19 protein-coding genes and 3 pseudogenes are annotated in these 24,856 nt (G+C 62.8%); 11 read left to right on the top strand and 11 right to left on the bottom strand.

The features are described from left to right. Positions 1-141: 141 nt before the first annotated feature. The 6 genes and pseudogenes from AC2CGW_RS07305 to AC2CGW_RS07330 all read left to right on the top strand — a co-directional run. Positions 142-2,280, top strand: a pseudogene (locus AC2CGW_RS07305) (CHASE3 domain-containing protein); the annotation flags it as partial. A gap of 102 nt (positions 2,281-2,382) precedes the next feature. Then, positions 2,383-3,609, top strand: a pseudogene (locus AC2CGW_RS07310) (response regulator); the annotation flags it as partial. After that, positions 3,606-4,427: a CheR family methyltransferase gene (locus AC2CGW_RS07315; RefSeq protein ID WP_065862793.1), complete on the top strand. Its 822-nt coding sequence runs from the start codon at positions 3,606-3,608 to the stop codon at positions 4,425-4,427. The pseudogene AC2CGW_RS07310 and the gene AC2CGW_RS07315, both read left to right, overlap by 4 nt. Further along, positions 4,424-4,999, top strand: a complete 576-nt coding sequence (locus tag AC2CGW_RS07320) for a chemotaxis protein CheB (RefSeq protein WP_186664416.1) — start codon at positions 4,424-4,426, stop codon at positions 4,997-4,999. Before AC2CGW_RS07315 ends, AC2CGW_RS07320 begins: the two co-directional genes overlap by 4 nt. After that, positions 4,993-6,219: a hybrid sensor histidine kinase/response regulator gene (locus AC2CGW_RS07325; protein ID WP_186664418.1), complete on the top strand. Its 1,227-nt coding sequence runs from the start codon at positions 4,993-4,995 to the stop codon at positions 6,217-6,219. Before AC2CGW_RS07320 ends, AC2CGW_RS07325 begins: the two co-directional genes overlap by 7 nt. Before the next feature lie 44 nt (positions 6,220-6,263). Beyond that, positions 6,264-6,641, top strand: a complete 378-nt coding sequence (locus tag AC2CGW_RS07330; RefSeq protein WP_186708328.1) for a response regulator — start codon at positions 6,264-6,266, stop codon at positions 6,639-6,641. A 6-nt stretch (positions 6,642-6,647) separates the two neighbouring features. Here the strand turns inward: AC2CGW_RS07330 and AC2CGW_RS07335 are convergent, their stop codons facing one another. From AC2CGW_RS07335 to AC2CGW_RS07350, 4 genes are all read right to left on the bottom strand, one after another. Beyond that, a complete protein-coding gene (locus tag AC2CGW_RS07335; protein ID WP_484573773.1) occupies positions 6,648-7,280 on the bottom strand; it encodes a LysE family translocator in 633 nt (210 codons plus the stop codon). Between the two features lie 105 nt (positions 7,281-7,385). Continuing rightward, positions 7,386-8,540 (bottom strand): cysteine desulfurase family protein, encoded by a 1,155-nt coding sequence (locus tag AC2CGW_RS07340; RefSeq protein WP_484573774.1) that lies wholly within the window; start codon positions 8,538-8,540, stop codon positions 7,386-7,388. A gap of 156 nt (positions 8,541-8,696) precedes the next feature. Continuing rightward, the gene (locus tag AC2CGW_RS07345; RefSeq protein ID WP_186664426.1) at positions 8,697-9,740 is read right to left on the bottom strand and encodes a hypothetical protein; all 1,044 of its coding nucleotides are present in this window, start codon (positions 9,738-9,740) and stop codon (positions 8,697-8,699) included. 94 nt (positions 9,741-9,834) lie between these two features. Next, positions 9,835-10,773, bottom strand: coding sequence for a LysR family transcriptional regulator (locus tag AC2CGW_RS07350; protein WP_186708326.1), 939 nt, complete (start codon positions 10,771-10,773; stop codon positions 9,835-9,837). Positions 10,774-10,914: 141 nt separating this feature from the next. On the opposite strand from AC2CGW_RS07350, the gene AC2CGW_RS07355 reads away from it, so the two are divergent. Then, complete coding sequence (locus AC2CGW_RS07355; RefSeq protein WP_186664430.1) at positions 10,915-12,144, top strand: acyl-CoA dehydrogenase; 1,230 nt, start codon at positions 10,915-10,917, stop codon at positions 12,142-12,144. Between the two features lie 23 nt (positions 12,145-12,167). Here AC2CGW_RS07355 and AC2CGW_RS07360 read toward each other — a convergent pair whose 3' ends face one another. Then, positions 12,168-13,253: a TerC family protein gene (locus AC2CGW_RS07360; protein WP_411382570.1), complete on the bottom strand. Its 1,086-nt coding sequence runs from the start codon at positions 13,251-13,253 to the stop codon at positions 12,168-12,170. 149 nt (positions 13,254-13,402) lie between these two features. Next, complete coding sequence (locus AC2CGW_RS07365) at positions 13,403-14,428, bottom strand: ABC transporter substrate-binding protein (RefSeq protein WP_186665417.1); 1,026 nt, start codon at positions 14,426-14,428, stop codon at positions 13,403-13,405. 177 nt (positions 14,429-14,605) lie between these two features. Between AC2CGW_RS07365 and AC2CGW_RS07370 the strand changes: the two genes are divergently transcribed. Further along, complete coding sequence (locus AC2CGW_RS07370; protein ID WP_484573775.1) at positions 14,606-16,501, top strand: S8 family serine peptidase; 1,896 nt, start codon at positions 14,606-14,608, stop codon at positions 16,499-16,501. 38 nt (positions 16,502-16,539) lie between these two features. Here AC2CGW_RS07370 and AC2CGW_RS07375 read toward each other — a convergent pair whose 3' ends face one another. Together AC2CGW_RS07375 and AC2CGW_RS07380 are read right to left on the bottom strand one after the other, a co-directional pair. Continuing rightward, positions 16,540-17,295: a methyl-accepting chemotaxis protein gene (locus AC2CGW_RS07375; protein WP_484574006.1), complete on the bottom strand. Its 756-nt coding sequence runs from the start codon at positions 17,293-17,295 to the stop codon at positions 16,540-16,542. 102 nt (positions 17,296-17,397) lie between these two features. Beyond that, positions 17,398-18,996, bottom strand: a pseudogene (locus tag AC2CGW_RS07380) (methyl-accepting chemotaxis protein); the annotation flags it as partial. On the opposite strand from AC2CGW_RS07380, the gene AC2CGW_RS07385 reads away from it, so the two are divergent. Next, positions 18,937-20,256, top strand: coding sequence for a Na+/H+ antiporter family protein (locus tag AC2CGW_RS07385; protein WP_186708320.1), 1,320 nt, complete (start codon positions 18,937-18,939; stop codon positions 20,254-20,256). The pseudogene AC2CGW_RS07380 and the gene AC2CGW_RS07385 overlap by 60 nt on opposite strands. Positions 20,257-20,338: 82 nt before the next feature. Beyond that, a complete protein-coding gene (locus AC2CGW_RS07390; RefSeq protein WP_186664440.1) occupies positions 20,339-21,253 on the top strand; it encodes a LysR substrate-binding domain-containing protein in 915 nt (304 codons plus the stop codon). Between the two features lie 105 nt (positions 21,254-21,358). Here AC2CGW_RS07390 and AC2CGW_RS07395 read toward each other — a convergent pair whose 3' ends face one another. From AC2CGW_RS07395 to leuC, 3 genes are all read right to left on the bottom strand, one after another. Beyond that, positions 21,359-21,787, bottom strand: coding sequence for a hypothetical protein (locus tag AC2CGW_RS07395; RefSeq protein WP_186664442.1), 429 nt, complete (start codon positions 21,785-21,787; stop codon positions 21,359-21,361). A 189-nt stretch (positions 21,788-21,976) separates the two neighbouring features. Then, complete coding sequence (gene leuD, locus AC2CGW_RS07400) at positions 21,977-22,585, bottom strand: 3-isopropylmalate dehydratase small subunit (RefSeq protein ID WP_484573776.1); 609 nt, start codon at positions 22,583-22,585, stop codon at positions 21,977-21,979. Between the two features lie 3 nt (positions 22,586-22,588). Then, on the bottom strand, positions 22,589-24,013 hold the full coding sequence (gene leuC / locus AC2CGW_RS07405; RefSeq protein ID WP_484573777.1) for a 3-isopropylmalate dehydratase large subunit: 1,425 nt from the start codon (positions 24,011-24,013) through the stop codon (positions 22,589-22,591). A gap of 185 nt (positions 24,014-24,198) precedes the next feature. Between leuC and AC2CGW_RS07410 the strand changes: the two genes are divergently transcribed. Then, positions 24,199-24,747 carry a TetR/AcrR family transcriptional regulator gene (locus AC2CGW_RS07410; RefSeq protein WP_186664448.1) on the top strand — a complete coding sequence of 183 codons (549 nt, stop codon included), beginning with the start codon at positions 24,199-24,201 and terminating at the stop codon, positions 24,745-24,747. The last annotated feature ends 109 nt before the right edge of the window (positions 24,748-24,856 follow it).

Raw genomic sequence — 24,856 nt, forward strand, 5'->3', positions numbered from 1 at the left:
AATACTGGCTAAATGCCCTGCCAGATCAGGCAAAGCTGGTTAGACTCGTACCAGGTACGGGGGTGGCAGCGGCATACAACAATGACTGAATGTAGTGGCCACACACTGTTCAATGGACTTATTTCGCTCGGGCGTTATCAGATGATTCAAGCAGCCTCCATGGATCAACGCAGCTTTCGCAAGCTGCTGAGCCGTAACGTCGGCCTCCCGTTGGGTGTCGGCCTGCTGGGCGCCGTCGCCTTTGTCGCGGTGATCAACTATTTGCTCTCGGCCATGCAATGGGTCGAGCACACCGATCGGGTGATCGGCAATGCCAACGAAACGGTCAAGCTGTCGATCGATATGGAAACCGGCATGCGCGGCTTCCTGATCACCGGCGACGAGCGCTTCCTCGACCCCTACGAGGTGGCCAAGCCGAGAATCTTCAGCAGTTTGGACAGCCTGCGTGGCATGGTCCTGGACAACCCACCGCAGGTCGATCGTATCGACCGCCTGGTGGCGCTTCAGCGTGCCTGGAACGATTTCGGTAGCGAACTGATCAAGGCGCGCCGCGACCAGGGCGATTTTCGCGGTGTGATCGGCAGTGGTCGTGGCAAGCGCATCACTGACGAAATCCGCAAGGAATTCGACGACTTCGTTGCCACCGAGCAGCAGCTGCGCATGGCGCGCAACGAGACGGTCAGCACGGTCACCGTCACCGCGATCAGCGCATTCGTGCTGTTCATCGTCGGCCTCAGTGCGCTGCTGGCCTACCTGGGGCGGCGTGACCTGTTGGCGCTGTCGGAAAGCTACGTCAGCAACCTGCAGGCCCAGCAGCGTTCGGCCGAGCGTCTTGAACACCAGGCCTGGTTACGCAACGGACAGACCCAGTTGTCGCAGGAGGTCCTAGGGCAACTGACGCTGACCATGCTGGGCGACAATATCCTGCGCTTTTTTGCCGGCTACCTGGGCAGTGTGGTCGGTGCACTCTACATCCGCGATTCCCATGGCCGCCTGGTGCGCGTGGCCAGCTACGGGCTCGACGCCGAACAGCAAGGGCGCGAACAGGTGATGGCCGAGCACGATGGCCTGCTGGCCCAGGTGGTGCGCGAGCGTCGCGTGCTGCGCCTGGATGACCTGCCGCAGGATTACTACCGGTTGAGCTCCGGCCTGGGCAGCGGGCTGCCGCGCAGCGCTATGCTGGCGCCGGCCAGCGACAACAACCAGGTCAATGGCGTACTCGAGCTGGGCTTCCTGCGACCGTTGCAGGAGCGGGATGTCGAGTTGCTGGAACGGATCGCCGACAACCTCGGCATCTCCCTGGAGAGCGCGCGGTATCGCCAGCGCCTGCAGGAAGTGCTTGCCGAGACCCAGCAGTTGAATGAAGAACTGCAGGTCCAGCAAGAGGAGCTCAAGACTGCCAACGAGGAGCTCGAAGAGCAGTCGCGGGTGCTCAAGGAGTCCCAGGCTCATCTGGAGACCCAGCAGGCCGAGCTCGAGCAGACCAACGAGCAACTGGCCGAGCGCACCGTGGCCCTGGACCGCAAGAACAGCGAGCTCAATGCTGCGCAAATGGAACTGCAGGCACGTGCCGAGGACTTGCAGCGTTCCAGCAAGTACAAGTCCGAATTCCTCGCCAATATGTCCCATGAGCTGCGCACGCCGCTCAACAGTTCGCTGATCCTGGCCAAGTTGCTGGCCGAGAACGGTGAGGGCAACCTCAGCCAGGAACAGGTCAAGTTCGCTGAATCGATCTATTCGGCCGGTAACGACCTGCTCAACCTGATCAACGATATCCTCGATATCGCCAAGGTCGAGGCTGGCAAGCTCGAAGTACGTCCGGAGACCACCCAGGTGGTGCGCCTGGTCGAAGGACTGCGCGGCATGTTCCAGCCGCTGGCCGATGACAAGGGCCTGAGTTTCGAGGTGAAGCTGGAGTCGCAGGTGCCGGCGACCCTGTTTACCGACCGACAGCGTCTGGAGCAGATACTCAAGAACCTGCTGTCCAACGCCATCAAGTTCACCGAGCGTGGCCAGGTGAGCCTGAACATCAGTCATCAGGTCGGCATCGGCATCGTCTTTGCCGTGCGTGACAGCGGTATCGGTATCGCCGCCGACCAGCAACAGGCAATCTTCGGTGCCTTCCATCAGGTCGACGGCACCAGCAACCGCCGCTATGGCGGCACCGGTTTGGGCCTGTCGATCTCACGCGACCTGGCGCACTTGCTCGGTGGCCAGATCAGTGTCGACAGCAGTCCCGGTCAGGGCAGCGTGTTCAGCCTGATCATTCCCGAACGCTACGAATCGGTCGATAGCCAGGAAGAGGTCCATAGCCTGCGCCCGACCCTCGATCAGTTGCCGCCGGCACCACGCGCGCTGGCTACACCGCAGCAACCGCTACCGATTCCGGCATTTGCCGACGACCGCGAGCAGGCGCCGTTCGCCAATCGCTGCATCCTGGTGATCGAGGACGAGCCGAACTTCGCCCGGATCCTCTACGACCTGGCCCACGAACTGGACTATAACTGCCTGGTCGCCCATGGCGCCGATGAAGGTTTCGCGCTGGCGGCACAGTACGTGCCTGATGCCGTGCTGCTGGACATGCGTCTGCCTGACCATTCCGGGCTTACCGTGCTGCAGCGCCTCAAGGAACAGGCCAACACCCGGCACATCCCCGTGCACATCATCTCGGTGGAAGACCGCGTCGAGGCCGCCATGCACATGGGCGCGGTAGGCTACGCGGTCAAGCCGGCCAGCCGCGAGGAGCTCAAGGAGGTGTTCGGTCGCCTGGAAGCCAAGCTGACCCAGAAGCTCAAGCACATCCTGCTGGTGGAGGACGACGACCTGCAGCGCGAGAGCATCGCCCGGCTGATTGGCGACGACGACATCGAGATCACCGCGGTGGCCCTGGCTCAGGAGGCCCTGGAACTGCTGCGCGAGAACATCTACGACTGCATGATCATCGACCTCAAGCTGCCCGACATGCTCGGCAACGAGTTGCTCAAGCGCATGACCGCCGAAGACATCCGCAGCTTCCCGCCAGTGATCGTCTATACCGGGCGTAACCTGACCCGCGAGGAAGAGGCCGACCTGCTCAAGTACTCGCGCTCGATCATCATCAAGGGCGCGCGTTCGCCGGAGCGCCTGCTGGACGAGGTGACGCTGTTCCTGCACAAGGTCGAATCGCAACTGTCCCACGAGCGCCAACGCATGCTGAAGACGGCACGCAGCCGCGACAAGGTGTTCGAGGGGCGCAAGATCCTGCTGGTGGACGACGATGTGCGTAACATCTTCGCCCTGACCAGTGCCCTGGAGCACAAGGGCGCCATCGTCGAGATCGGGCGCAACGGCCGCGAAGCGCTGGAGCGCCTTGAACAGCACGAGGATATCGACCTGGTGCTGATGGACGTGATGATGCCGGAAATGGACGGCTATGAAGCGACCCGCCTGATCCGCCAGCAGGCACGCTGGCGCAAGCTGCCGATCATCGCCGTGACGGCCAAGGCCATGAAGGATGACCAGCAGCGTTGCCTGCAGGCGGGCGCCAACGATTACCTGGCCAAGCCGATCGACCTGGACCGCCTGTTCTCCCTGATCCGCGTCTGGCTGCCGCAACTGGAGCGAATTTGACTAGCGAACGCAACACCGATATCGAGATCCGGCTGCTGATCGAGGCGATCTACCTCAAGTACAGCTACGACTTCCGTGATTACTCAGGCGCTTCGATCAAGCGCCGGATCCTCCATGCCCTGCGTCAGTTCGACTGCCGTACCGTGACTGCGCTGCAGGAGCGAGTACTGCACGACCCAGGCATGTTCATGCAGTTGCTGCAATACCTGACGATCCCGGTCAGCGAGATGTTCCGCGACCCAGGCCACTTCCTCGCCCTGCGCGAGGAGGTGGTGCCGCTGCTGCGCACCTGGCCATCACTGAAGATCTGGATCGCCGGTTGCAGCACGGGGGAGGAGGTGTACTCCATGGCCATCCTGCTACGTGAGGAAGGGTTGCTGGAGCGCACCATCATCTACGCTACCGACATCAACCCAAGTTCCCTGGAGAAGGCCAAGCAGGGCATCTATTCGATGCAGAGCCTGCGTGAGTACGAGGAGAACTACCGCAAGGCCGGAGGGCGGCGCGACTTTTCCGAGTACTACACCGCCGCCTACGGCAACGCGATCATGGACAGCAGCCTGCGCGACAACGTGACCTTCGCCGACCATAGCCTGGCCACCGACAGCGTGTTTTCCGAAACCCAGTTGGTGTCATGCCGCAATGTGCTGATCTATTTCAACAAGGACTTGCAGGACCGCGCCCTGGGGCTGTTCCACGAGTCGCTGTGCCATCGCGGCTTCCTGTTCCTGGGCAGCAAGGAGTCGGTGGATTTCTCGGCCTATAGTGACCGCTTCGAGCCTTTGGTAAGGCCCGAGCGGATCTACCGCAAGACATGAACGGCGTGCGCGCAGTGGTCATCGGCGCCTCGGCCGGCGGCGTCGCGGCCTTGTTCGAAGTGCTTGGCGCCTTGCCTCAAGGTTTTGCCCAGCCGGTGCTGTGTGTGCTGCACCTGCCGGATGATCGCCACAGCCAACTGGCCGAAGTGCTGCAGCGCCGGGTGAATCGCCCGGTGCGCGAGGCTCGTGACAAGGAACGGATAGAGGCCGGGCAGATCTATGTTGCAGCGCCCGGTTATCACTTGTCGGTGGAGCGCGACCTGAGTTTGTCGCTGAGCCAGGAGGCGCCGGTACACTTTTCACGCCCGGCGATCGACTTCCTCTTCGCCTCGGCTGCCGATGCCTATTGCGAAGGGCTGCTCGGCGTCCTGCTCACCGGTGCCAACGAAGATGGCGCCGAGGGCCTAGCCTACATCAAGAAGTGCGGAGGCCGGACCGTGGTCCAGGACCCCCGCGACGCACAGGTTGCGCTGATGCCCGAGGCCGCACTGGCCCTGCATTGCCCCGACCATATTCTTTCTCTGAGCGGTATCGGACAGTTGCTCGCCACCCTGGAACCCAGCGCATGCTAAGCCACATCATCGCCAAACTGCTGATCGTCGACGATCTGCCGGAAAACCTGCTGGCCCTCGATGCCCTGATCCAGGGTGAGGACCGTGAGGTGCACCGCGCCCAGTCGGCCGAGCAGGCCTTGTCGCTGCTGCTCGAGCACGAGTTCGCCCTGGCCATCCTCGATGTGCAGATGCCGGGCATGAATGGCTTCGAGCTGGCCGAGCTGATGCGCGGCATGGAGAAGACCAAGAACATTCCGATCGTCTTCGTCAGCGCTGCTGGCCGCGAGATGAACTACGCCTTCAAGGGCTACGAGAGCGGCGCGGTGGACTTCCTGCACAAGCCGTTGGACACCCAGGCGGTCAAGAGCAAGGTGTCGGTGTTCGTCGACCTTTATCGTCAGCGCCAGGTGCTCGGTCGTCAGTTGGAAGCGCTCGAGCGCAGCCGGCAGGAGCAGGAGCAACTGCTGGCCCAGCTGCAGGTGGCGCGCAGCGAACTGGAGCGTGCGGTGCGCATGCGCGATGACTTCATGTCGATCGTCTCCCACGAGGTGCGCACACCGCTCAATGGCCTGATCCTGGAGACCCAACTGCGCAAGATGCACTTGTCGCGTGGCAACCTCGCGGCGTTCAGCGAAACCCACCTGAAGGCGATGGTCGAGCGCGACGAACGGCAGATCAACAGCTTGATCCGGCTGATCGAGGACATGCTCGATGTGTCGCGCATCCGCACCGGCAAGCTGTCGATCCGCCCGCGGCCGTTCGATCTGTCGCAGTTGGCGCGCGGCCTGGTGGAGAACTTCGCGGCCCAGGCAACGGCGCTGGATACCCACATCGAACTGCAACGCTGCGAGGTGCTGCAGGGGGAGTGGGACGAGTTCCGTATCGAGCAGGTGCTGGCCAACCTGCTGTCCAATGCCTTGCGCTATGGTGAGCGACGCCCGGTCCAGGTGCGGGTGTTCGAGCAAAGCGGCATGGCCTGTGTGCAGGTTCAGGATCACGGCATTGGCATCAGTACCGCCAACCAGCAGCGGATCTTCCAGCAGTTCGAGCGGGTTGCGGCGCATCAGGCCAGTGGTGGGCTGGGGCTGGGATTGTATATCTCCGAGCAGATCGTGCAGGCCCACGGTGGACGAATCCAGGTCGAGAGCGAAGAGGGGCAAGGTGCGACCTTCAGCATCCTGCTGCCGCTGGCGACGGCCGATCAACAAAGTGACCAGGCACAGGCAACCTCTGTGTGACCTGGTGGTCAGATGGCCAACTATTTGAAATTCAAGGCGTTGTGATGAGCGAAGATGCACAAGATGTGGTGCTGGTGGTCGAGGACGAACCGGTCATTCGGATGATCCTGCGCGACTACCTGGCAGGCGAGGGCTACCACGTGTTGGTCGCCGAAGACGGTGAGCAGGCGTTCGCGATTCTGGCGAGCAAGCCGCACCTGGACCTGATGGTCACGGACTTTCGCCTGCCAGGCGGGATTTCCGGGGTGGAGATCGCCGAACCCGCGGTCAAGCTGCGACCGGATCTCAAGGTGATCTTCATCAGCGGCTATCCCGCAGAGATCCTCGAGTCGGGCAGCCCGATCGCGCGCAAAGCGCCGATCCTGGCCAAACCGTTCGACCTCGACACCCTGCATCAACAGATCCAGGCATTGCTCAGATAATGGGGCTTATACCGCCTTGGTGTTGAGCAACCGCACACCCAGCCCGATGAACAGCGCGCCCGTGGCGCGTTTGAACCAGGCTGCCCGGCGCGACGCCTTCAGGCGTTGACCGAAGCGGTAGGCGGTGAAGCAGTAGAACGAATGCACCAGCCCGACGATGGCCGCGATACTGATGAACATTGCCGCGAACTGGCCGAAGATCGGCCGGCCAGGTTCGAGGAATTGCGGCAGGAAGGCGCAGAAGAACACCAGGGTCTTGGGATTGCTCGCCGACACCAGAAAGGCCTCGACGCCGATCCGCCATTTCGCTCGAGGGGCGACCGGTGTGATTTCGCCTGCAGGCAGCTTGGGCTTGTCCCGTGACAGCAGTTGCCGCAGGCCAAGGTAGATCAGATACCCGGCGCCCACCAGCTTCAACGCCAGAAATGCCGCTGGCAGCGAGATCAACAGCGCACCGACACCCATCGCCACACCGCTGATCAGCAACAACTGCGCACTGAGGTTGCCCAGCAGCGTCATGCCCATGCCGGACGGGCCGTAACGCAGGGCGTTGCGTACGGTCAGCAGGACGTTGGGGCCAGGGGTGAGCGAGGTGATCAGGTAGGCCAGTGAAAACGTCAGCCAGAGGTGCAGTGCCATGGAGCGCGGTCCTTCGCAGGGGAAAGCCTCAAGATGCCAGCAATCGGCGCCGGATGCCATGGCAATGGGTATTTCTGCACTGTCCGTACCTGACAGAAGGCGTCGCTACCAGAGCGCCACGGCGCCCGCTGCAATGACCCGTCCAAATACTTCGAGCGCCTTGTCCACATCAGCTTCGGTGCTGTAGCGCCCCAGGCTGATGCGTACGCTGCTGCGTGCCTGCTGCTCGCTCAGCCCCAGGGCCAGCAGCACGTGGGACGCGGCGTTGCTGGCCGAGTTGCACGCCGAGGTCGTGGAGATGGCCAGTTCGCTCGCCAGTGCCGCACTGCTGAAGCCCTTGGCCTCGATGCACAGGTTCAAGGTGTGCGGGATACGTTGCTCGGCGCACCCGTTGAGGCTCACACCCGGCAAGGCCAGCAGGCCGCCACGCAGGCGTTGCGACAGTGCCTGGATCCGTTGGTGCTCGCTTGCGGCCAGGGAACCGGCCAGGGCGAAGGCACTCCCCATGCCGACGATCTGATGCCCCGGCAGCGTGCCGGAGCGCAGCCCGCCTTCGTGGCCGCCCCCATGCATCTGCGCATGCAGGCAGGGGCGAGCACGGCTGCCGACGTACAGCGCGCCAATGCCCTTGGGGCCGTAGACCTTGTGTGCGGAAAATGACATCAGGTCGACGGCTTGTCGCGCCAGATCGATGTTGACCTTGCCCACGGCCTGGGCGGCATCCACATGCAGCAGTGCGCCGTGTTCGCGGACGCATTCGCCGATCCGGGTGAAGTCGGTGATGGTGCCCAGCTCGTTGTTGACCGCCATCAACGACACCAGACGAGTGTCGCCACGCAGGGCGGCCTGGACGACCTCTGGCTGTATCAGCCCCTGTGCATCCGGCAACAGCCTTGTGACCGCCCAGCCCTGACGCTCCAGTTCGGCGACAGTGTCGAGCACGGCCTTGTGTTCCAACTGGCTGGTGATCAAGTGGCCTGGCTGGCCGGCGCCCTGGGCGATGCCCTTGAGGGCGAGGTTGTTCGACTCGGTGGCACCGGAGGTCCATACCAGCGATTCGGTCGCCGCGCCGACCTGCTCGGCGACCTGGCGGCGGGCCTGTTCCACCAGCTCGCGGGCGGCCTGGCCATAGGCGTGACCGCTGGACGCAGGATTGCCGAAATGAGCCTGGCGGCCCATGCAGGCAAGCATGCTTTCGATGACTCGGTCATCGACCGGGGTGGTGGCGGCGTAGTCGAGGTACAGCGGCAAGTTGTGCATCAGGCGGGTCCGTGCGGGCAGAGGCTGAGGAATGTCAGCATGCTAGGGGAACCGCGGGGGAATGAGTTTTCCTTGTTTTCGCCTTTTTCAGCGGTTGATGGAAATATTTTTCGTCGCAAGGCCAGCCAGGAGAAAACTATTCTGGCCGGCCTTGCATCAAAGCCTCCAGCATCCTTCGAAGCGTTCGCAAACGCCATATTGCCGGTCAAGCTGCGCCATGGCCCGCAGGTGTTCGAGCTTCGCTTCAGCGGTGACCTGGCGGTAGACCCGCACGTAGTAACGGCCCATGTCGCGCATGCGTACCTCGCGGCCGTTGTAGCGATTTCCCGGTTCCAGGCCCGCCCAGATCTGCAACTGCTGATCCTGCACGCTGTTGAGGTATTGGCGGTTATTGTCGCGGAATCTGGCCTGGGTGAGGGCCTTGACCTGGCCAAGGGCTTGCTCGAAATGCTGCAGATTGGCGCGGTACTGGTCCCAGTAGGCATCGGGCAGCGTGGCATTGCCCAAGGCCTGGCGACGTTCGGCGATCTGCCGATCGGCCGGAGGTTGCTGCAGGTTGCTGGCTTGCAGTATGTCGATCACTGCGCCGGACGAGGTCAGGCTGTCATTGATAAGGCCTTCGATCATTGCGCTGCGTTGCACGGAGGCGGGCAGTGGAGTGGGCGGTAGCGGGAACAGCGGGGAGGTGCCGCTACAGCTTGCCAGGGGCTCATCGCTCAGTGGGTAGGGGATGCGAACATCCTTGCCGTCGATGCGTTGCAGGCGGGTGAGTTGAAGCATGCAGTAACCGTCGCTGCGATCGACGCTCACTTCGTATTCGGAACCGGCGGCGGGGGTGAAGGTGACCCCGATCGAGCAAGGCGCGCCACCGGTGCTCAAGGTGTTGGCAAATAGATAGAGTGGCTGGTCGGGCTCCAGGCGGATCTCCAGGTAGCCACGGGTGTCGGCGGTGGGCGGCACGCGCATGTCGGCGCGGCGTCGAGTGTCTCTGGCCAGGAAATTGTTGAGCAGGCCGGTGGTGCTGCCCTCGCACCGGGGACCTCGGTAGACATCCAGCGTCGAGTTGGAGGTGTTGGCGACGTAGCGCAGTTTCGACGCGTCAGTGCGGCTGCTGTCCTGGTAGGTGCCGTTGAAGCTGCAGGCGCCGAGCAGTGTGCAGGCGGCAACCAGAGTGATGGAGCGTGCTGCGGTGGCGAGCATTATCGTCCTTGAGCGTTGGGTGAGGGCGGTGCAGATGCTAGAGGTGATGGCACAGTTCGTCCAGTGTGCCATCATCGACTGCGCCGCCTGGGCTTCAGTCGACAGCGGCCTGCGCGGCAATCTCCCGCTCATCCTGTGCCACCACCTGCTGGCACAGCTCGATGATCTGTTCGCGCATCCAGCGGTTGGCCGGGTCCTGATCAGTGCTTTCATGCCAGTACAAGTGCGTTTCCAGTGGCGGGACTTCTACCGGCAGCGTCAGGTAGCGCAACTGATGGCGGCGTGCGAAGCGCTCGGGTACGGTCATCACCATGTCGGTCTGCTGCAGCACCTGCGAGGCCATCAGGTAGTGTTGCGAGCGCAGCGCGATCTTGCGCTGCACGCCCATCTTGCCCAGCGCCAGATCGACGTAGCCCAGGCCGTTGCGACGACTGGAAATATGGATATGGGTCATGCCCAGGTAGCTATCGAGCGTCAGCTTGGCCTCGCCCAGCGGGTGGCCCTGGCGCAGGGCGCAGACATAGCGATCCTGCATCAGCTTGACGTGGCGCACCTGGGGGTCGGTGTTCAGCGGAGCATCGACGGCGAAGTCCAGGCGGCCTGCGGCCAGCTCCTTGGTGGTCTCGCGGCGCTTGCACAGGAAGCTCTCGATCACCACACCCGGCGCCAGGCGGCGCAAGCGCTGGAACAGCAGAGGCAGGACCACCGCCTCGGTGAGGTCGGTCATGCTGATGCGGAAGGTCTTGCTGGCCTGCTGCGGATTGAAGATTCGGCTTTCCTGCACCGAAGTGCGCAGCAGGGCCAGGGCGTTACGCACCGGCCCGATGATGTTCTGCGCCATCGGTGTCGGCACCATGCCTTGGGCGGTGCGCACGAACAGTGGGTCGTTGAAGGTTTCGCGCAGGCGCGACAGGGCGTTGGAAACGGCAGGTTGAGTGATGCCGACGATCTGCCCGGCACGGGTCAGGTTGGCTTCGGTGTAGATGGCGTCGAAGACGATGAACAGGTTGAGATCGACCTTGCTGAGGTTCATAGGGGCGCCACGCGTTGTTGATGTTATTCGTCGATCATATATCGGTTATGAATGTTAATACACGCGGAAAATAGACTAGGTGGATTGACCTGGGCTGCTCTAGGCTCTGTGCATGTTCTTCATTCCGCAAAGGTAGCCCAGATGGATTTCGCCTATACGCCCAAGGTCCAGGCTCTGCGCGAGCGCGTCACCGCGTTCATGGACACCCATGTCTATCCCGCCGAAGCCGTGTTCGAGCGTCAGGTTGCCGAAGGTGATCGCTGGCAGCCCACTGCGATCATGGAAGAGCTCAAGGCCAAGGCCCGGGCCGAAGGGCTGTGGAACCTGTTCTTGCCCGAGTCCGAGTACGGCGCGGGGCTGACCAACCTGGAATACGCACCGTTGGCCGAGATCATGGGCCGTTCGCTGCTGGGGCCGGAGCCGTTCAACTGCTCGGCGCCGGATACCGGCAACATGGAGGTCCTGGTGCGTTATGGCAGCGAGGCGCAGAAACAGCAGTGGCTGGAACCACTGCTGCGCGGCGAAATCCGCTCGGCGTTTGCCATGACCGAACCTGACGTGGCCTCGTCCGATGCCACCAACATGGCTGCCACCGCCGTGCGTGATGGTGACGAGTGGGTGATCAACGGGCGCAAGTGGTGGACCTCCGGCGCCTGCGACCCGCGCTGCAAGGTGATGATCTTCATGGGGCTGTCGAACCCCGATGGCCCGCGCCACCAGCAGCACTCGATGGTGCTGGTGCCCACCGATGCTCCCGGGGTGAAGATCGTTCGCCCGCTGCCGGTGTTCGGTTACGACGACGCGCCCCATGGTCATGCCGAGGTGCTGTTCGACAACGTACGCGTGCCTTACGACAACGTCATCCTCGGCGAAGGGCGTGGTTTCGAGATTGCCCAGGGGCGCCTGGGGCCAGGCCGTATCCACCATTGCATGCGGTCGATCGGCATGGCTGAACGTGCCCTGGAGCTGATGTGCAAGCGTGCGGTAAGCCGCACCGCGTTCGGTCGCCCGCTGGCCCGGCTGGGCGGCAATGTCGACAAGATCGCCGACTCGCGGATGGAAATCGATATGGCGCGCCTGCTGACCCTCAAGGCGGCGTACATGATGGACACCGCCGGCAACAAGGTGGCGCGTAGCGAGATTGCCCAGATCAAGGTGGTGGCGCCGAATGTCGCGCTCAAGGTGATCGACCGGGCGATCCAGATTCATGGTGGTGCGGGTGTTAGCGGCGACTTCCCGCTGGCCTACATGTATGCCATGCAGCGTACCTTGCGCCTGGCCGACGGGCCCGATGAAGTGCACCGGGCGGCGATCGGCAAGTACGAGATCGGCAAGTATGTGCCCAAGGAGATGCTGCGCAGCGGGCAGTAAGCCCGCTGGGCATGTACTTGCCGTCAAGGGCCGGTGTGGTTCGTGGCAGGGGCCGTGGATGATCCTGGCGCGGCGTCGCCAGGGGGCGCTTCGGCCTTGCTCGGGCTCTCTTGGGCCAAGGCAGGTTCTTGCCCTTCGCTGGCTCGGGTCTTGAACAGCGACAGCACCACGCCGCCTAGCAGCAACCCGAATGTCACGCCCAGCGACAGCAGCGCCGGCACCTTGCCCACCAACCCGTGGTAGAAGATCTTGCAACCGATGAAGATCAGCACCATCGCCAGGGCGTACTTGAGGTAGACGAAGCGGTGCATCAACGCTGACAGGGCGAAGTACAGCGAGCGCAGGCCAAGGATGGCGAAGATGTTCGAGGTGTAGACGATGAACGGATCCTGGGTGATGGCGAAGATCGCCGGCACGCTGTCGACGGCAAACACCAGGTCGGCCAGTTCGATCAGCACCAGGGCGAGAAACAGTGGAGTGGCGTAACGCAACGCCTTGCTCTGGCCGGGTGGCGTGAGACGGACGAAGAAGTGCTTGCCATGGATCTGGTCAGTGACCCGCATGTGCCTGCGCACGAAGCGCAGCACCGGGTTGTTGGCCAGATCCGGACGGCTGTCTTCCCTGGAAAGCGCCATCTTCACCCCGGTGAACAGCAGGAACGCGCCGAACAGGTAGAGCACCCAGGCGAAGTTCTGTACCAGCGCAGCGCCCACGCCAATCATGATCGCACGCAGGACTACCACGCCGAGGATGCCCCAGAACAGCACGCGGTGCTGGTAACGGCGAGGGATGGCGAAGAAGCTGAAGATCATCGCCATGACGAACACGTTGTCCATCGACAGCGACTGCTCGACCAGGAAGCCCGTGTAGAACTCCAGTGCCGACTGGGCGCCGAGCTCGTACCACACCCATACCCCGAACAGCACGCCCACGCTGAAATAGCCTGAGTACAGCAGCAGGCTTTCACGCATTTCGATTTCACGTTCCTGGCGGTGCAGCACGCCCAGGTCGAGGACCAGCAGGGCGATGACGATGGTGACGAAGACCAGCCATAACCAAGTGCTGGTGCCGAGCAGGGGTGTTGTGAGGAATGTCTGCAGAGCTGTCATGAGCCCCTCCTTGATTGTCGACGTTGCATGGCAACAGTGATTCCGACATGGCGGCGCAAACCGTCAGAGGGGCCCGGCATCACATGGGTGTAAGCCTAGTCCATGGAGTGCCGGGGCCAAGGGGAGGGGTGTTACATTTCTTTGCCTGATTAGGGTTTCCCGAGCGCGTCGACGACTTTGCGCGCCACTTCGGACGGCATCCAGGCTTCCCAGACCTGCGGATGCTCGCGCAGAAATACCTTGGCCGCCTCCCGCGGGTCCTGGCGTTTCTCGCTCATGATGGCCAGGGCCTGATTGAGGGTGTCGATTGGCAAGTCGACTTTTTCGAACAGGGCCACCAGGTCCGGGTACTGCGTCTTGAAAGCCCGCGATACGCCAATCGACAGTTTGGCGGGCAGCGAACTGCTGCCGCGTGGGGCGGGGTTGGCCGGGTCGGTCAAGGTGGCCCAGGCCTGGGCATCGTAAGGCGGCTCTTCCAGGCGTACGAGGTCGAAGCGGCCCATCAGGGGCGTGGGGCTCCAGTAATAGAACAGCACGGGCTGGCCGCGCCGAATCGCCGAGCTGACCTCGGCATCGAGGGCGGCGCCGGAGCCGGTGCGAAAATTGGTGTATAGCCCCTCTAGTGCGTAAGCCTTGAGCTTCTGGGTGTTGACGATTTCCGACGTCCAGCCGCTGGGGCTGTTGAGGAAGCGGCCTTTGGTCGGCGCCTCGGGATCTTTGAATACCTGCGGGTAGCGCTTGAGGTCGGCGACGCTCTTGAGTTCTGGCGCCAGCGGCTTCAGGTTGCGCGCCGGGTCGCCCTTGATCACGTATGCCGGCACATACCAGCCTTCCACGGCGTTCTTCACGGTATCGCCCAAGGCGAACACCAGGCCTTTTTTCTCGGCGTCGACCCAAGCGGGGCTGCGGCCGGCCCATTCTTCGGCGATCACTTGCAGGTCGTTTTTCGCCAGTGCCACTTCCATGCTGACGGTACTGCCGGGGAGGGTGTCAGTGGGGTATCCGTAACCCTTCTCGACGATCAGGCGCAGGATTTCGGTGGTCAGGGCGCCGCTTTCCCAGCCGATGGCGCCGAACTGGATAGGCTTGGCTGACTCGGCGCGTGCCGCGCTGTCGGTACTGGCCAGGCCCAGCGCGAGCAGCAGCCCGGCCAGCAGCGTGGGAATCTTTTTCATCATGACCTCTTCGTTTGTGGGCTTGCCAACTGGGCAGTGTAGACCAGGGCATGGTAGGGCCGGGCTCGCGATGCTGCTTCCCTCTGCAAGCAAACCCTGACCTGCCCAATCATCGTCCCACCGGCGGATGGTTGCTTGCCGGCCCCCACTTCTACTTTCTTGCCCCGAGGGCTTGTGATGACTGACCTGAAATTTGTCCATTACCGCAGCTACCGCTTCGATGGGCTACTGCTCGTTCGCTGTACCGGAAGTGATCTTGAGAACATCAAGCGCATCACCTACCAGTTGCACAGGAAAGACGGGAATAGCGTCAGCTTGCTGCAGACCGAGACGGCACCTTCACATGCCTCCAGTGGTGAGTTGACCGACTATGGCTGCCCCATTACGTTCAAGGTCGATGCGCCTTACGGTCGTTTCGCCATCACGCCTACCGTGACCTGGATTCAAAAGGCGGGTGGCGCTACGCGTACATTTGCGCCACTGGAGTTCGACATTCAGCCCGGGGAATCGACGCGTACCTTTCTTGGCTCGGGCCGCAGCAGGCGCGACGCCACGTCTGATCCGGCGGCGCGCAAGATGCCGCAGTCGTTCGAGCTGGTCGACGACATGTTGCAGCAACACGACCCTATCAACTTCAAACCTGCGGTCGGCCCTTTGCTGGTGAAGTTTGCCGAGGGTGGTGCCGAGCGCTTCGCCGCAGACATGCAAGCGGATTCGAACTCCCTGCTGATGCGGCGCTGGCCGGGGCTGGAGCATCTTTTGCAATGGCGCCAGTACCTTGAGCCCGAGCAACGCGATATCGAAAGCTTGCAGGCATTGCGCGATTACTGGCAGATCGAACAGCCCGCCAGCATGAACAACGACACGTTCATCGTGCTCGGCAAACATGTGGCGCAACTGGACTACGTTGAGCATGTGCACCTGGCCCCCGTGGGCGAACAGTCGGCCGCAGGGCCATTGCTTCTCGCTGGTGCCTTGGCGACGGTGCTGACCGGGGTCGCCGTTCACTACGGTAACAAGGCATATGACGAGTCGCAGCCCACCCCCGATTTCGAAGCGCTTCAGCGCTACCTTGACGAGCCGGATGCGTTGATCAAGGGTCTTAACATCCGCAAGGCCTGGGAAAAGGAGGTCAAGGGGCGAGGGGCACGCGTGCATCTGGTCGATGGTGGCCTTTACCCAAATCATGAAGAGCTGCGCGGCAACAGCGCTATCAAGGTCATTGTCCTGGAGCCAAACGGTAGCCCTGATCACGGCAGCTCATCGGCAGGGGTGATAATCGCCTCTGCCAACGGTACCGGGGTTACAGGCATCAGCCATCAGTCGGAAGTGTTCTTCTACAACTCCGAGGCAGGAAGGCGCACGCTCGATCAACTGCTGATCCGAGTCATGCCCGGCGATGTGGTCACCATAGTCCGTCAGGTCCACGATGCTAAAAGGCCGGAGGCGTACCTGCCGACGTTGCACTCCGCGATGTGGTCGAGCGTAATCGAACGATTGGTTGACCGTGGGGCTGTGGTCGTATGTGCAGCGGGTAATGGGTTCAACCAGGACAACAGCGATATCGGGGCAGTGGCAGGGACTGGGGTGAACTTGTCGCGATGGCGTTACTTCGATGCCACGAAAGACATTGGTGCCATCGTGGTAGGGGCGTGTGAGTCATGGTCTGGCCATCCCCACAGAAAATCCAACTACAACTACCCCTATCGCATGCTCAACGCCTGGGGAGACTCGGTGGTGACACTTGGTTTGTCACCCACTGGGTTCTTGCAGGACAAGGACGGCAATGACAGGGACTACACCAACATCTATGGCGGCACCTCGTCTGCGACAGCGATGATAGGTGGCGCGCTGACGCTGATCCAGTCCTACGCCATGGAACAGCACCATCTCTACCTGAACGCCTACGAGATGCATATGTTGCTGATGCAGACAGGCTACACCGACGCGATGTTCCCCCATGAATCCCAGCCGCCGATGGGCGTTCGGCCAAACGTGTACGCCGCGTTGAGGCGGCTTGACAGGATTCTTGATGGCGGCCGGTTCTACTCGCCCCAAAAAAACGAAGGCTGAGCGCGCCTGCGGCGGCAATTGCGCCGCAGGCTTTCTGTTCAGACCCGGAACTGGTCCATAAGCCCCTGCTGCTGGTTGGCAAGGCTATTGAGCGACTGGCTGACCCGCGCCGATTCGTTGGCCTGACCTGACAGCGATTCGGTCACGTCGCGAATGGTGGCCACATTGCTATTGATCTCTTCGGCCACCGCGCTCTGTTCTTCGGCGGCCGAGGCGATCTGCAGGTTCATGTCGCTGATCACGGTGACCGCCTGGCCGATGCGCTGCAGCGCGGTAACCGCTTGGCCAACCTGCTGCACGCCGCCCTGGGCCTGGCGATGACTGCTGTCCATGGCGCCGACCACTTCGCGGGTGCCGGCCTGTAGCGACTCGATCACCTGGCGGGTCTCTTCCACCGACTCCTGGGTGCGCCGCGCGAGGTTGCGCACTTCGTCGGCGACCACCGCGAAGCCGCGCCCGGCTTCCCCGGCGCGCGCGGCCTCGATGGCCGCGTTGAGGGCCAACAGGTTGGTCTGCTCGGCGATAGAGCGAATCACCTCCAGCACCGAACCAATCTTCTCGCTGTTTTGCGCCAGCCCCTCGACCTGGGCCATGGCGCTGCTCATGTCGGCGGCCAGCGCATCGATGCTATCAGTGGTCCGATCGATCACGGCCAGGCCTTCGCGGGTGGCCTGGTCGGCATCGCGCGCGGCTTGCGCTGCCTGGGCCGCACTGCGGGCGACGTCCTGGGCGGTGGCGCTCATTTCGTGAGAGGCGGTCGCGACCTGGTCGACCTGGCGGTACTGCTGCTCCATGCCCGCACTGGTTTCGCTGGCGATGGCGGCAGACTGGTCGGCCGTGCCGCGTGCTGCCTGCACCGAGCGTTTCACCTCGGCGATGGTGGGTTGCAGTTTGTCGAGGAAGCGGTTGAACCAGCCGGCCAGCTCACCCAGTTCGTCGCGCTTGTCGTAGTTCAGGCGACGGGTCAGGTCACCTTCGCCGCTGGCGATATCCTTGAGCATCGCGGCCACACCGAGAATCGGCCGGGTTACCCCGCGCGCCATCAGCCACACCGCCAGCAGGCCGGCGATCGCCGCAGCCAGGCCCAGGCCCAGCTCGAGCAGGGTGCCGCTGGTGTTGAGCACGTCGAGTTCGCGCTTGAGCGCGTCGGCAGGGCCGGTCAGGGCGCTTTCCGGTACGTCGAGCAGCACGCCCCAGGGCTTGCCGCCGGGAATCGGTGCGAACGCGGCCAGTACCTTCAGGCGTTGCTGGTCGTGAAGCACCTGCAGCTTGCCAGCGGTCAGCTTGCGCACCAGCTCGGCGCCCTGGCGGGTATCGACCTGGTCGAAGCGCTCGGCCAGCTTGCCGGCGTCCGGGCTGTAGCCGGCCAGCAGGCCCGCGGGGCTGAGGATGCCGACCTTGGTGCGACCTTCGTACAGGCTGCGGCTGGCATCTTCGCTCAGGGCCTGCAAGCTGTTCAGGTTGGTGTCGATGGACAGGGTGCCGATCACCTTGCCATCCACCATCAGCGGGAAGACGATGCTGGTCATCAGCACTTGCTGGCCAGCGATTTCATAGAAGTAGGGCTCGATCACGCAGACCTTGCCGGTGCTGCGCGGGCAGGCCCACCAAGTATTGGCCGCCTCGCCGCTGGGGCCGATCTGGGTGTTGGCCATATCACGCTCGGGCAACGCCATGGCGGTCAACTGGCCTGCGCGCGGCTGCGACCAGTACAGGGCGAAGCGCCCGGTTTCGTTGCTGCCAAGCTCGGCGAGGCCGCTGAACAGCTTGTCCTTGCCATCCAGGGCGTTGGCTTCGAACACCAGCGAAAGGCCGAGCAGGTCGGGGTTGGCCTGCAGTGCGGCGCGCACCTGGGCGGTCATGTCCTGGCGCAGGTCGTGGGCGTCGATGAAGCGCTTTTCGGCCTGTTCGCGCAGGAACAGGACCTGACGGGCGAAGCCGGCACCGTACTGGTAGGCGTCCATGAACCGACGACGAATGCTCAGCGCCTGGACCTCGCCTTGAGATTCGATGCGGGCCTGGGCGGATTCGGTGAGCATCTGCGAGCTGCTGGCCTTGACCAGGTCCGAGCTGTGGTCCATGCGATACAACGAAAGGCCGACGAGCAATGTGACGATGCTGGCCAGGCACAATCCGGCGAGCAGGGTGATCTTCCATTGGATGGAAAGTTGACGCAACGGCATGGTGTACATCCCTTGTAATAGTAGAGCTGGGGCTGACGACTGTTTCGGCGGCGCATGGCTTTTCTTTATATGAACGTTCAATAAAGATAAATGCGCTTCCACAACCGCCATTCCTCGGCAGTTTTGACATCCTCCCCCCAGTGCTTCAGAGTGTGCGCCCTCCATAACAACACCCCTGGTCCGGCCGCTGCCCAGCGCAGCTTGTCGCCGGAGCGCCCGCTTTTTGTCTGTCGTAATGAGGTATTGCACACCATGAATGCAGTGATCGCCGCGGTCGGTATCATGCTGGTACTGAGCCTGTCCCGCGTGCATGTGGTCATCGCCCTGATCGTTGGCGCCGTGACTGGTGGCCTGGTCGGTGGTCTGGGGATCGAAGGTACGCTCGCAGCCTTCAATGGCGGCCTGGGCGGCGGCGCGACGGTGGCGTTGTCGTACGCGTTGCTCGGTGCCTTCGCCGTGGCCATCGCCAAGTCCGGCCTGGCCCACGCCCTGGCTGACCGCGCGCTGGCGATGATCGACCGCCAGGGGCAGGTACAGAGCGGCACGCTCAAGTGGCTGTTGATTGGCCTGATGCTGGTGGTTGCGGTGTCGTCGCAGAACGTTCTGCCGATTCACATCGCCTTCATCCCGCTGTTGGTGCCACCGCTGCTCTACGTGCTGACGCGCCTGCGCATCGACCGGCGCCTGATCGCCTGTGTGATCACCTTCGGCCTGATTACCCCGTACATCTTCCTGCCCGTGGGTTTTGGCAACATCTTCCTCAACCAGATCCTGCTGGCCAACGTCAGCCGCGCGGGCGTGGACATCAGCGGCGTCAACGTCACCCACGCCATGGCCATCCCAGCGGCGGGCATGCTCGTTGGCCTGCTGGTGGCGGTGTTCATCAGCTATCGGCGCAAGCGTGACTATGACCTGGCTCGCATCGAAGAGGTCGAGCAGGTCAGCGTGCAGTACAACCCGCTGACTTTGCTGGTGGCCGGTGCAGCCATCGCTGCGGCATTCATCATCCAGTTGTGGCTGGATTCAATGATCATCGGTGCCATGGTCGGTTTCCTGATCTTCTCGCTGTCGGGCATCGTGCGCTGGCGCGAGACCGACGATCTGTTCACCGAGGGCATGAAGATGATGGCCATGATCGGCTTCATCATGATCGCCGCCTCAGGCTTTGCCGAAGTGATGAAGGCTACCGGCGAGGTGAAGAGCCTGGTCGAGACATCGGCACAATGGATCGACCACAGCAAGGGTATCGGTGCGCTGCTGATGCTGCTGGTGGGGCTGCTGGTGACCATGGGCATCGGCTCGTCCTTCTCCACCGTGCCGATTCTTGCCGCGATCTTCGTGCCGCTGTGCGTGCAGTTGGGCTTCGATCCTCTGGCCACGGTGTGCATCGTCGGCACAGCCGGTGCGTTGGGCGACGCTGGCTCGCCTGCCTCGGACTCGACCCTGGGGCCGACCTCGGGCCTGAACGTCGATGGTCAGCATCACCATATCTGGGACACGGTGGTGCCGACCTTCATCCACTACAACCTGCCGCTGCTGGCGTTCGGTTGGGTAGCGGCGATGGTGCTGTAGGCGATAGCAGCTCGATTGTGGCGGGTCGGGTGCGGTGGCATCATGCTCAAAGCGTGAATCCACTACCCCGAGAATCCCTGCAATGAACACACCTCGTGCCGAATCGCCGCTGCCGGAAGACCTGCGGGTGTTCCTTACCGTGATCCGCAAGTCAGGCTTCGCAGCGGCCGCGGACGAGCTGGGCTTGTCGCCAGCCTATGTCAGCAAGCGCATCCGCTTGCTGGAGTCCGCACTGGGCACGCGCCTGCTGCACCGCAACGCCCGCAGCATTGCCCTCACCGACGCCGGGGAGCGTGCCCAGCGCTGGGCCATCCGCATTCTCGGTGACATGGACGACTTCGTTGGCGAAATGAAGCAGGTGCGCCAGGAACCACGCGGCGTGCTGCACCTGTGCAGCAGCTTCGGCTTCGGCCGCAACCATGTCGCACCTGCCGTGGCGCAGTTGTCGGCGGCGTATCCGGCCCTGGAGATTCGCCTGGATGTGTTCGACCGGGTGGTGGATATCGTCGCCGAAGGCTTCGACCTTGAAATCCGTATCGGCGACGACCTGCCGGCGCAGCACATCGGGCGCAAGCTGGCGAGCAACCAGCGTGTGCTGTGCGCCACTCCCGAATACCTTGCCCAGCGGGGTACGCCGCTGACCCTCAAGGATCTCGACAATCACGACTGCCTGGTGCTCAAGGAACGCAACAATCCGTTCGGTGTGTGGCAGTTGCAGCATGCAGGGCGTGAAGAGAGGGTGCGGGTCAGCGGGCCGCTGTCGTCGAACAATGGCGAGATCGTGCTGCAGTGGGCCCTGGGCGGGCGGGGCATCCTGCTGCGTTCGTACTGGGACGTGCGGCCGTTGCTGGAGAGCGGTCGGCTGGTGCAGGTGCTGCACGACTACACCCAGAGCGCCAACGTCTGGGCGGTGTACCCGACGCGCCTGGCGGACTCGGCGAAACTGCGCGTGTGCGTGGAGTTTCTCGAGCGGCACTTCAGGGTGTTGCTGGGCTGAGAAAAGGTTCTTATCAGCCTGGCAACGTTCCGTGCATAGGTCGCTGATGATTAAGAGAGCGGCGAGCATTGCCGAAGAGTCGGCTCGGCTCGCACGCGCATTTGCTTACACCTTGAACGTGTTCTTCACCCCTTCATGTACAAGGCAACTGGGTCCGCCGGCGAGTCTCAGGTACACCTGCACTTTCTGTGAGGGGGAAAGGGTTGCAGTGCCATCTTGAAATACTGAATACGTGGCGATCATCTCACCAACGAAGATTTCGCTTAGCAGGTTCAACGGAACAAAAATGATGTCTGATTGTGTTGGGTTGGTGACCAACACCGAAAACTCGTACGACCCTACTTCCACTCCTTGCTCATCCTTCCCGATGATCGACACGTGCACTACAGCACCTGCTCGCATCCCAGCGACGACAGGCCTGATCAACCTCACGCCGATCCTGGCTGATTCACAGGTGACAATCCCATTGTATAAAGGCTCGAAGGTAGGCGGCTGGAGTTCGATGGGCAGCGCGGCGTTCGATGTCGTTTTCATGAAGTTGACTCCCAGGGGTCAATTGAGCGGTTCCAGCAACCGAAAGTTGTTGGCGTTGGCACACTCGAAACATAACCCATCGGATTTCATTGCGAACCTGACAAAAATATCAGGTATCTCATGCGTCGCCCGCTTGCCTGAATACCGCTGCGGCGCGCGTGATCGCGATACAAGGCCGTTCATGAACGTTCAAGCCACCCACGGATGGGCCTGCAGATACCGGGCTTCGAAGGCGCGGATCTGCTCGGTGCGCTGCAGCGTGCTGCCAATGGCATCGAGCCCCAGCAGCAGCGCCTGCTTGCGCAATTGGTCGATCTCGAAGGCAATGCAGCGACCGTCGTGCAGCACAATCTGCTGCTGCTCCAGATTGATGCTCAGTTCGGCGCTGTCGGGTGTGCTGACCCACTGGCCAATCTCCTTGACTTCAGCTTCGGCGAGCTGGATCAGCAGCACGCCGTTGCGCTGGCAGTTGTCGAAGAAGATCCCGGCAAAGCTGCTGCCGATCAGTGCGCGGATGCCCAGTTGCTTGAGGCCCCATACCGCATGTTCGCGGCTCGAGCCGCAGCCGAAGTTGGGGCCGACCACCAGAAAGCGCGCCTGCTGCCACGGTGCCTGGTTGAGCACGAACTCCGGGTTCGGCGCGCCGCTTGCGGCAAAACGCAGGTCGAAGAACACCCCGCGGTCCAGGCCATTGCGATCGATGCCCTTGAGAAACTGCTTGGGCATGATCACGTCGGTGTCGACGTTGGCGGCCAGGAACGGGGCGGCGATGCCGGTCTCGGTGAGGAAGGGTTGCATGGCTCAGGCCTCCAGGGAGAAAGTGCGGACATCGACGAGGTGGCCGCTGACGGCTGCTGCGGCGACCATCGCCGGGCTCATCAGGTGCGTGCGGGCGCCGGCGCCCTGACGGCCCTCGAAGTTGCGGTTGGTGCTCGAGGCGCAGCGGTCGCCGGGGCTGAGCACGTCGTCATTCATCGCCAGGCACATGGAGCAGCCCGACTGGCGCCATTCGAAACCAGCATCGAGAAACAACTGCGCCAGGCCTTCACGTTCGGCCTGTTCGCGCACCTGGGTGGAGCCGGGCACGATCATTGCGCGTACGCCTGCCGCCACCTGGCGTCCGCGCACCACACGGGCGGCATCGCGCAGGTCTTCGATGCGGGCGTTGGTGCACGAACCGATGAAGGCATGGCTGATGGGGATCTGGTCGAGCTGCATGCCGGGTGTCAGGTCCATGTAGCGCAAGGCGCGTTGCAGGTCCTGGCGGCGGATCAGGTCGGGTTCTTGCAGCGGGTCGGGTATCTGCTGGTCGATCGGGGCGGCCTGGTCGGGGCTGGTGCCCCAGGTGACCATCGGCGCCAGCTCGCCAACATCGAGGGAAACTTCCAGATCGAACTGCGCGCCCGGGTCACTGAACAGTGTGTCGCGCCAGGTCTGCACCGCCTGCTCCCAAAGCTCGCCCTTGGGCGCGCGGGGCTTGTCGGCAAGGTAGTCGTAGACTTTCTGGTCAGGCGCCATGAAGGCACCCCGGGCACCGGCTTCCACGGCCATGTTGCAGATGGTCATGCGCGCCTCGACGCTCAGGGCACTGATGGTCGGGCCGGTGAACTCGATGGCATAGCCGGTGGCACCGGAGGCACCGATGCGGCGGATCAGTTGCATGATGATGTCTTTGGAGACCAGGCCTGCGCCCAGCTCGCCGGTCACCGTGACACGCAGGGTCTTCAGGCGTTTGTAGACCAGGGTCTGGGTGGCCAGCAGGTGCTCGATCTCCGAGGTGCCGATGCCGAAACCGAAGGCGCCCAGCGCGCCGTAGGTGGTGGTGTGGCTGTCGCCAGCGGCGACCACCATGCCGGGCAGGATGAAACCTTGCTCGGGCGCTACCACGTGCTCGATCCCTTGGCGCTTGTCCAGCACATCGAACAGTTCGATGCCGAAGTCGCGGCAGTTCTGCTCGAAGTAGGAAACCTGCAGTGCGTCACCGGCGTCAGGCATGGTCGCGATGCGCACAGGGGCGGTGGGGTTGACGTGGTCGACTACAGCCAGCGTACAGGCCGGGCGCCAGACTTGCCGCCCGGCTTCGCGCAGGCCGCTGAATGCCTGGGGGCTGGTGTATTCGTTGGCGACCTGGCGGTCGATGTACAGCAGCACATGGCCCTGGTCGTCCAGGGTGCAGACGGTGTGGGCATCGAGGTGCTTGTCGTAGAGGGTTCTGGGGCGATGCATGGCTGTCACTCGCGATCGAATGGTCATAGGCGTAGGCGTCACGGTAAGCGCCCGGGTCTAGCTTATTCCGTTCAGATCGTGGAACAACGTGGTCACCGTAATGCTGTGATGCACGAATCGTGCGGCATGTCGGGCGAGCGTCCTGGCTGGTATGCTCTGCAGCGAATCCACCTCAAGAGACCACCATGGCAAGGCCGCGAAAACAGGACAGCAGCGACAGCGACGTCAAGGCACAGATCATCGACGCCGCGTTGCGAGTGATCCAGCGCGACGGTTCGGTGTGCGCCACCTACCGGCGCATCGCCAGCGAGGCCGGGGTTTCGCCAGGGACCATGACCTACCACTTCAGCACGATTCAGGAGATCGTCGCGGCGGCCTTCGTCAAGATGACCAACCGCATCGCCGATCAGTACTTCACTCGCCTGGGCGACGCGCGTGATGCCGAGCATGCCCGCGAACTGCTGGCCGACCTGATCTGTGGCGAGCTGTGGAAAGCTTCCGGGCAGATGCTGCTGATCTTCGAACTCTATGCCTTCGTCTCGCGCCACCCCGACTACACCTACATCATGGATGACTGGATGGCTCGCTCGCGGGCGGCGTTGCAGGTGCATTTCGACGAGAAGACCGCGCGGGCACTGGATGCGCTGATCGAAGGCTTCACCATTCACAATGCGCTGAGCCGCACCGTGGTGAGCCGGGACGACATCCTGGCGTTGATCCGCGCCTTGTCATGAGCCTGACACGGGTGCGCGCGGCCAAGGCTGCAAAAAAAGCCCCGCGGACCAAGGTCGGCGGGGCAAAGGGTTGGGGGAGGACCAACCAAAGGAGAGGTTGAAACAGGTC

This window comes from Pseudomonas sp. SYWMCR5 (assembly GCF_057197165.1).

Excerpts from the sequence above, each read along its gene's own strand:
- AC2CGW_RS07320 (WP_186664416.1), top strand. The coding sequence starts at position 4,424 with ATGAACGGCGTGCGCGCAGTGGTCATCGGCGCCTCGGCCGGCGGCGTC.
- AC2CGW_RS07325 (WP_186664418.1), top strand. The coding sequence starts at position 4,993 with ATGCTAAGCCACATCATCGCCAAACTGCTGATCGTCGACGATCTGCCG.
- AC2CGW_RS07330 (WP_186708328.1), top strand. The coding sequence starts at position 6,264 with ATGAGCGAAGATGCACAAGATGTGGTGCTGGTGGTCGAGGACGAACCG.
- AC2CGW_RS07335 (WP_484573773.1), bottom strand. The coding sequence starts at position 7,280 with ATGGCACTGCACCTCTGGCTGACGTTTTCACTGGCCTACCTGATCACC.
- AC2CGW_RS07340 (WP_484573774.1), bottom strand. The coding sequence starts at position 8,540 with ATGCACAACTTGCCGCTGTACCTCGACTACGCCGCCACCACCCCGGTC.
- AC2CGW_RS07345 (WP_186664426.1), bottom strand. The coding sequence starts at position 9,740 with ATGCTCGCCACCGCAGCACGCTCCATCACTCTGGTTGCCGCCTGCACA.
- AC2CGW_RS07350 (WP_186708326.1), bottom strand. The coding sequence starts at position 10,773 with ATGAACCTCAGCAAGGTCGATCTCAACCTGTTCATCGTCTTCGACGCC.
- AC2CGW_RS07355 (WP_186664430.1), top strand. The coding sequence starts at position 10,915 with ATGGATTTCGCCTATACGCCCAAGGTCCAGGCTCTGCGCGAGCGCGTC.
- AC2CGW_RS07360 (WP_411382570.1), bottom strand. The coding sequence starts at position 13,253 with ATGACAGCTCTGCAGACATTCCTCACAACACCCCTGCTCGGCACCAGC.
- AC2CGW_RS07365 (WP_186665417.1), bottom strand. The coding sequence starts at position 14,428 with ATGAAAAAGATTCCCACGCTGCTGGCCGGGCTGCTGCTCGCGCTGGGC.
- AC2CGW_RS07370 (WP_484573775.1), top strand. The coding sequence starts at position 14,606 with ATGACTGACCTGAAATTTGTCCATTACCGCAGCTACCGCTTCGATGGG.
- AC2CGW_RS07375 (WP_484574006.1), bottom strand. The coding sequence starts at position 17,295 with ATGGAGCAGCAGTACCGCCAGGTCGACCAGGTCGCGACCGCCTCTCAC.
- AC2CGW_RS07385 (WP_186708320.1), top strand. The coding sequence starts at position 18,937 with ATGAATGCAGTGATCGCCGCGGTCGGTATCATGCTGGTACTGAGCCTG.
- AC2CGW_RS07390 (WP_186664440.1), top strand. The coding sequence starts at position 20,339 with ATGAACACACCTCGTGCCGAATCGCCGCTGCCGGAAGACCTGCGGGTG.
- AC2CGW_RS07395 (WP_186664442.1), bottom strand. The coding sequence starts at position 21,787 with ATGAAAACGACATCGAACGCCGCGCTGCCCATCGAACTCCAGCCGCCT.
- leuD (WP_484573776.1), bottom strand. The coding sequence starts at position 22,585 with ATGCAACCCTTCCTCACCGAGACCGGCATCGCCGCCCCGTTCCTGGCC.
- leuC (WP_484573777.1), bottom strand. The coding sequence starts at position 24,013 with ATGCATCGCCCCAGAACCCTCTACGACAAGCACCTCGATGCCCACACC.
- AC2CGW_RS07410 (WP_186664448.1), top strand. The coding sequence starts at position 24,199 with ATGGCAAGGCCGCGAAAACAGGACAGCAGCGACAGCGACGTCAAGGCA.